Annotated in this window: 10 protein-coding genes and 1 pseudogene; 5 read left to right on the forward strand and 6 right to left on the reverse strand. The window is 59.4% G+C overall.

Annotation, left to right across the window (positions count from 1 at the left end; genetic code table 11):
- The 3 genes and pseudogenes from ACP7AU_RS17345 to ACP7AU_RS17355 all read right to left on the reverse strand — a co-directional run.
- The coding region (locus ACP7AU_RS17345; protein WP_426052227.1) for a sigma factor at positions 1-367 on the reverse strand (367 nt) is incomplete at its 3' end.
- Between the two features lie 297 nt (positions 368-664).
- On the reverse strand, positions 665-799 hold the full coding sequence (locus ACP7AU_RS17350; protein WP_426052233.1) for a hypothetical protein: 135 nt from the start codon (positions 797-799) through the stop codon (positions 665-667).
- Positions 800-808: 9 nt separating this feature from the next.
- A pseudogene (locus tag ACP7AU_RS17355) lies at positions 809-979 on the reverse strand (BLUF domain-containing protein); the annotation flags it as partial.
- Here ACP7AU_RS17355 and ACP7AU_RS17360 point away from each other — a divergent pair.
- Together ACP7AU_RS17360 and ACP7AU_RS17365 are read left to right on the forward strand one after the other, a co-directional pair.
- Positions 948-1229, forward strand: a complete 282-nt coding sequence (locus ACP7AU_RS17360) for a hypothetical protein (RefSeq protein WP_426052234.1) — start codon at positions 948-950, stop codon at positions 1227-1229. The pseudogene ACP7AU_RS17355 and the gene ACP7AU_RS17360 overlap by 32 nt on opposite strands.
- Positions 1230-1258: 29 nt before the next feature.
- The gene (locus tag ACP7AU_RS17365) at positions 1259-1612 is read left to right on the forward strand and encodes a hypothetical protein (protein ID WP_426052228.1); all 354 of its coding nucleotides are present in this window, start codon (positions 1259-1261) and stop codon (positions 1610-1612) included.
- Between the two features lie 653 nt (positions 1613-2265).
- On the opposite strand, the gene ACP7AU_RS17370 is transcribed toward ACP7AU_RS17365, so the two are convergent.
- Together ACP7AU_RS17370 and ACP7AU_RS17375 are read right to left on the reverse strand one after the other, a co-directional pair.
- A complete protein-coding gene (locus ACP7AU_RS17370; RefSeq protein ID WP_426038256.1) occupies positions 2266-2559 on the reverse strand; it encodes a hypothetical protein in 294 nt (97 codons plus the stop codon).
- A 390-nt stretch (positions 2560-2949) separates the two neighbouring features.
- Positions 2950-3270, reverse strand: a complete 321-nt coding sequence (locus tag ACP7AU_RS17375) for a hypothetical protein (protein WP_426052235.1) — start codon at positions 3268-3270, stop codon at positions 2950-2952.
- On the opposite strand from ACP7AU_RS17375, the gene ACP7AU_RS17380 reads away from it, so the two are divergent.
- The gene (locus ACP7AU_RS17380) at positions 3229-3513 is read left to right on the forward strand and encodes a PilZ domain-containing protein (protein ID WP_426052232.1); all 285 of its coding nucleotides are present in this window, start codon (positions 3229-3231) and stop codon (positions 3511-3513) included. The two genes, ACP7AU_RS17375 and ACP7AU_RS17380, sit on opposite strands and share 42 nt — an antisense overlap.
- A gap of 529 nt (positions 3514-4042) precedes the next feature.
- On the opposite strand, the gene ACP7AU_RS17385 is transcribed toward ACP7AU_RS17380, so the two are convergent.
- Positions 4043-4444 (reverse strand): DUF4149 domain-containing protein, encoded by a 402-nt coding sequence (locus ACP7AU_RS17385; RefSeq protein WP_426052229.1) that lies wholly within the window; start codon positions 4442-4444, stop codon positions 4043-4045.
- A gap of 159 nt (positions 4445-4603) precedes the next feature.
- On the opposite strand from ACP7AU_RS17385, the gene ACP7AU_RS17390 reads away from it, so the two are divergent.
- Both ACP7AU_RS17390 and ACP7AU_RS17395 read left to right on the forward strand, forming a co-directional pair.
- Positions 4604-4810 (forward strand): DUF2805 domain-containing protein, encoded by a 207-nt coding sequence (locus tag ACP7AU_RS17390; protein ID WP_426052230.1) that lies wholly within the window; start codon positions 4604-4606, stop codon positions 4808-4810.
- Positions 4807-5337: a pyridoxamine 5'-phosphate oxidase family protein gene (locus ACP7AU_RS17395; protein ID WP_426052231.1), complete on the forward strand. Its 531-nt coding sequence runs from the start codon at positions 4807-4809 to the stop codon at positions 5335-5337. Before ACP7AU_RS17390 ends, ACP7AU_RS17395 begins: the two co-directional genes overlap by 4 nt.
- Positions 5338-5416 lie beyond the last annotated feature (79 nt).

Below are 5416 nucleotides of genomic sequence, written 5' to 3' on the forward strand. Positions count from 1 at the left end.
GCGAACGCCTCCAGTCTAGAGAACGGTTCCGCGCGATAGCCGATAGCCATGCAATGGAACTTCCCCGCTCTGGATCAAACTGAGAAGCGCGTTTCCAGACCGTGGCGTAGACCTCGCTCATCACGTCTTCTGCTGCACCTCGATCCCCGCATATTCGGACGCAGTTGGCGAAGAGTTTCGAGAACGTCAGCGCGTAGACAGTAGAAAACGCGTCTTTGTCGCCGGTCCCGGTCAAGATCAAAGCATCCTGCAGTTCGCTTTTGGCCGAAATGAGAGGCGCGAGGTGAACCGACGCATGACGTCGTGGAGAGATGCAGCGTCTTGTTGATCCGGCCATATTGGGCGCGCTCGCGTTGCGAGCGGTCACGGCTCGATCGGCTACCCGCAGACTATCTGCGGTCTCGGCTACCTCAACGCACCATAAGCTTGTCCGTTGCGAGCAATGTTCGCCCGCTACGCTGTGCCTGCCTTGCCGCTATGAGGTAGTTTCAAGAGTCCACTCTGCAGCCGAACGCAATGACCGCTGCTGGCGCAATCACGCTACTGTTGAAGTCAGGGCCATGTCCGCTGTCCACCCGTTTGAGACGTTCAGGACGTCCGCTTTTGGGCGGTCGCTATCATGGCCAACGGGCTGCGCCAATGCAGGCGAGGGCGGCGGCAAACACTAATCAGTCGGTGGATGCAGTGCATCGACGATGCTCTTCAGCGCCACTACTGCCATTTCCGGTCGGGTCTGGCACTCACTGATGAGGCGCAGGCGATCAGGGCCGAAATCCGGTGTGATCCGGACGCTGGTCATGGTCCGCTCCCTAAAAAGTCGTGTCGCCGCAGGCTGGCGAAGCAGAACCCGGATATCGGTGTGGCGTGGATCGGCCTCAAGCCGACGCAGAAGGCCGTCGATCGCGGAAGGGCTACCTTCGATCGCCTGAAAGAACCAGCCGTCGCAGATGCCCGAAGGGACGACTCTCCCCCTGCCCATGCAGTTCGGGCCGGACAAGCCTAATCAAGGACTGGTCGATGCCTTCCGGGGCGCGATCGACGCCTATATGGCGCGCGAGGTTCTGCCTCATGTGCCCGATGCCTGGGTCGATTATGACAAGACCAAGGTCGGCTATGAAATCCCGATCAACCGTCACTTCTACGTCTACAAGCCGCCGCGCCCGTTGGAGGACATCGAGGCCGACATCACGGCGCTGGAGGGGGAGGTTACGGCGAGGCCGATCCCCTGAAGGGCCCGACGGACGTAGGCACGGGCGGGGTGTCGGAAGAAGGCGTCTCACTGTCCACGTTGGTCGCAAAGCTGAACGAGCGATTCGGCACTGACTTCACGGAAGCCGACCAATTCTTCTTCGATCAGATCCGGGCCACCGCTGAAGGCGATGAAAAGATCGTTGAAGCTGCACTGGCCAACAACCTCTCCAACTTCTCCTCCTACTTAGAGAGGATGCTGGACGAGCTATTCATCGACAGAATGGAGGGGAACGAAGAAATCTTCTCTCGCGTCATGACCGACAAGGATTTCAGGTCGGCCGCCCATGAACATCTGGCCCTAGAAATCTTCAGACGAGCGCGTGACCGATCCGGAAAAGGGGCCAGTGAGCCTGCAGCGTGAAGGCTGGACGGCATCCCACGCAGGACCCACCACCGCGCCCAGCCGGAAGGCACCTCCGCCTTACGTCGAGCCTAGGCCCTATGGGAAGGATGGTGCCGCTTAGGTGACTCGAACACCTGACCCCCGCATTACGAAATCTAGGCAAGCCGACCGGCCAAACCCAACGCCAGCATGGGTTTGGAGGGCCAGCTGCGGCTGCGAAAGTCGGCCGACCCAACCCCTTCCCAGTCTGGGCGAAGCGGATGTTTCCAACTCTTCTGAGCTGCGGCGCCTTCCGGTGGGCGCGTCCACAATTCCGACCTGCGCTATACCTGCAAACACTGCCGGAGGCGGGGCTTCGAGGCGGTGTATCGGAGTGGTGTCCAGGCGGTTGTCCAACCCTCGACCACCGTCGAGAATGTCCGATGTTCGGCCCGATCCCTTCCACTGATGTCGACCCATCCGAGACATTAGCAGCGTCCGATCATCGATGGGGCACTGCTGCGTTATTAGTGGAACATGTTATGAACGATCCGTAGTTGCCTCGCGCCGAAGCAGATGTTGGACAGTCAGGCCGATCTGACGGCGTTAAGTCCGGAGCGGCTCGGCGAACGGTCGCACCCCGCGCCCCTCGTCGCTTAACCCAAGTTCCAACCGTTGGTTGAGGCAGAGGCTCATTCGTGCTCGCCATCCGGCCGACGCCCAGAACCCTTGAACACGGACGGCTTTACCTTCGCAGCCGTGTAGGTGGCGACCGTGATGGCAGCCGCGCCAATCAACACGGCGTGGCCGATAATGTTTGCGAAAGCAGTCGTGTAGCTGCCGATCGCGATTGAAAAGCTCACCGCCCACATGAAGCCCAACGCCTGGAGGATGTAGTGCCTGATGGCCACGTCTTCGATGTGACGCAGAGGGCTCACCTTGTGATTGAAGATGAAATCCCATGCTTGAACGATAAGCTTTATCATTTCTGTGGCCCTTCGAGCGATGTTTGCTTAGCACAAAGCCGTCCTCGCTTGCGAGGGGTGCGCGTGTGAGTTCTGCTCATCATGCGGATTTCAGACCAGTCAGGTTCTGCCCCCCCCCCCCGTACGCCCGGCACCGTTCGATACACCGTGCTCGGTGCTACCCCGACTGCCCCGCCTGACAACCTAAGCCACCTCATTCTTCATGACGGGGCTGGATTTGGCCGAGTGTGAGGGCTGGTTGGTGCTGGTGGGCACACTTTCGTCTCTTGGTGGAACCTTCGTCGCCACGCACTGCCTCAACAAACTTACGACTGAGGCGCTCCGATATGGTGTCGGGCTTCGGATGCTCGTGATCGGCGCAGTTCTCTCCATCAGCTTAGCCGGCTGAGCCTACGCCCGCTCTCCACCCCGAACAGCCCTTCGACGGGTCCGGTTTGGAGCGGCAACGCCAATGTCTGGATTGCGGCCGATAGCCAACCGCTGGGTGCGACCCGTTTCGGAAATTGAAGTCGCCCGACGGTAAGCGGCGAACTGGCCCTCAATGGTTTCGAAGAACTTTGTCGGCAGGTTGAGCAGATGAAGATGGGATCGAACGCCGCGCAGCCCCACCTTGACCGCCGTTCGGTTGGACGGGAACGGTGTATTCTGCGTTGCCAGATTACGCACGGTCTGTGGGGAGAGGTCTTCGACGGAGTTGTCAGAGATTTGCATGGGGACGGCGCACGTCTTCGCGTGCGTTATCAAAGCGAGATGTCGGGCCGGATCAAAATTGAGATCCAGCCTTCAGGTTCTCAACATGTTGCGATTGTCGTTTGGCAACGGGGCGATGAAATCGGGGTCCGATTGATCGCCACTCTGGATCAGACAGCCGAGCGTCAAATCGAGGCTCTACGGCTGGCTGGGGCACAAATGCGCAGGTCTACACTCCGCCCGGATGTCGACGAGGGCTACTAGGCCCCCGCATCTGAAGGCTGTCTCGAACCCGTTGGAGGTTCCCAAGCTGCGACAACAGAGAGCTTCCCGCCACGGCGGCTCCCTGCCTTTTCTGATAGGTCATTTTCGACCCCTTTCGGATTTCTGGGACGGCCACTTTTGGGCGGGGCACACTAAATGTTGCGGTAGCCGTTTAGGACGGTGCTGCCTGGACAGATAATGTGCGTTCCACAAGACGTCTTCGATGTCCGCTATCAGCGCGCGAGGTAAGACTGACATCGACCCAAATGAGACCTCGGTGATGACGGTGCGGGATAGACGCTCGGCTTTCCAGCTCTCAGGCCTGGCAGGAGAGAAGTTTCATTGGATGGACGGGGAACAACGGATAGGGTCCCGCCTTGCACGCCGATCAACAGTGCTGATCTACGCTGATCTGCTTTTCCATGACCCGTGATCGCTTCATCTGTCCGTCCTTTCGAGGGCCGGACTTTGGCTATTCCCGGAGGACCTTTAGCGGGTCACGTCAGCCATTGCCCCGTCGATGCCGCCGTTAGCCGTTGATGCTGAGAAACTGAGACAGGACCCAAGCTGCTATCGCGATGTGCGCAAGCGTGATCACAACAGACAGACCATGCAGCCATTTAAAGCGTGCTTTCGAACCCGTGTCGGTCGCGCGATTGATCGCCGGCATAAGCAGCTGACGCGTCGGCAAGACGGTCAAACCGATCGCAGCTAAACCGAACGACATCGACCGATCGACCGGCCAGCTCAGGGCGGCACCTAGAACGGCCGTTGCAAATACGAACAGATAGAAATGAGGAAAGGCGAGGCGGATGGTCGGTCCTGCCGTTTCGGCTGGCAGCGCTGTGAACAGAAAGGCCGCGAAGCCGAACGAATAGAGCACCATTCCCCCAAACAAGAGGGCCGTCACGAGAAGCGCAGCTGTCGTCACCGGTCAGATCTCCAACATCAGATGTGTCGGCCTAGAGCTGCTGGGAAGGCGGTCCAATGCGACACCTCGCCCGCGTCGAGGTCCGCTCCAGCATCCGCCGGCTGTAGTAGAACCGCTTCGCGGCCATAGCGCGGTCGTTAATCTCGAAGCGAAACAGCCATGCCGGCCCTCGATCCATCAGCAGAAAGCGAGATCATCGAGATGGCGCTCAGCGATCATGTCAGCTTTGACGCGATACGCGATCTTTATGGCTTGGGGGCCGAACAGGTTCAAACGCTGATGCGAACGCGCCTCAAGGCAGGCAGCTACCGCGCTTGGCGCAAGCGAGTTAGACGGTTCAGCGACCGCAGGGGGGTCTACAAATGACGCAAGAGGTGCACGCTTGGGCTTCTGACCTCACTACGCTTTATGAGCAGGTTTGGGCGCGCCTTGTGCGCGGTGTTGGCGACCGTCATGCGCCGTCTCGCCATCCGACTTTGGCGACAGTCACCAAAGATGGCAGACCGCGTGCTCGAACGGTCGTTCTTCGCGGTGTCGATCCAAAAGCGCGAACGCTTGAAATTCACACCGACCGGCGGTCAGCCAAGGTCGCAGAGCTGCGTGCGACACCGTTTGCAGCCCTGCATGTTTGGGACGCGTCGGCCCACCTCCAGACTAGGATCGAGGCTGAAATGACGATCAGGGCCGGTACGGAAGTTTCTGAGACCTGGTCGAGGCTGACCGACATGACGCGCTCAAGCTACGGCGTCATGCCGCCACCAGGCCTGCCCATTTATGGTGGCCTAGACTATGTAAACACCGCTGATGAGACGGCCTTTGCCGTCCTGAACCTCTGCGTGTCAGCGATCGACGCACTAGGTGATGTGGACAAAGTGGATTCCCAAATCAGCTGATCGCTGATTCAAGGCTGTTCTTTGCGGAGAGCAGCCATGGTTCGTGGTTTGATGTCGGATGCGGAGTGGGCGTTCTTCG

This window comes from Brevundimonas sp. SL161 (assembly GCF_049896985.1).
GTDB lineage: Bacteria > Pseudomonadota > Alphaproteobacteria > Caulobacterales > Caulobacteraceae > Brevundimonas.

Excerpts from the sequence above, each read along its gene's own strand:
- ACP7AU_RS17350 (WP_426052233.1), bottom strand. The coding sequence starts at position 799 with ATGACCAGCGTCCGGATCACACCGGATTTCGGCCCTGATCGCCTGCGC.
- ACP7AU_RS17360 (WP_426052234.1), top strand. The coding sequence starts at position 948 with ATGCCCGAAGGGACGACTCTCCCCCTGCCCATGCAGTTCGGGCCGGAC.
- ACP7AU_RS17370 (WP_426038256.1), bottom strand. The coding sequence starts at position 2,559 with ATGATAAAGCTTATCGTTCAAGCATGGGATTTCATCTTCAATCACAAG.
- ACP7AU_RS17375 (WP_426052235.1), bottom strand. The coding sequence starts at position 3,270 with ATGCAAATCTCTGACAACTCCGTCGAAGACCTCTCCCCACAGACCGTG.
- ACP7AU_RS17390 (WP_426052230.1), top strand. The coding sequence starts at position 4,604 with ATGCCGGCCCTCGATCCATCAGCAGAAAGCGAGATCATCGAGATGGCG.
- ACP7AU_RS17395 (WP_426052231.1), top strand. The coding sequence starts at position 4,807 with ATGACGCAAGAGGTGCACGCTTGGGCTTCTGACCTCACTACGCTTTAT.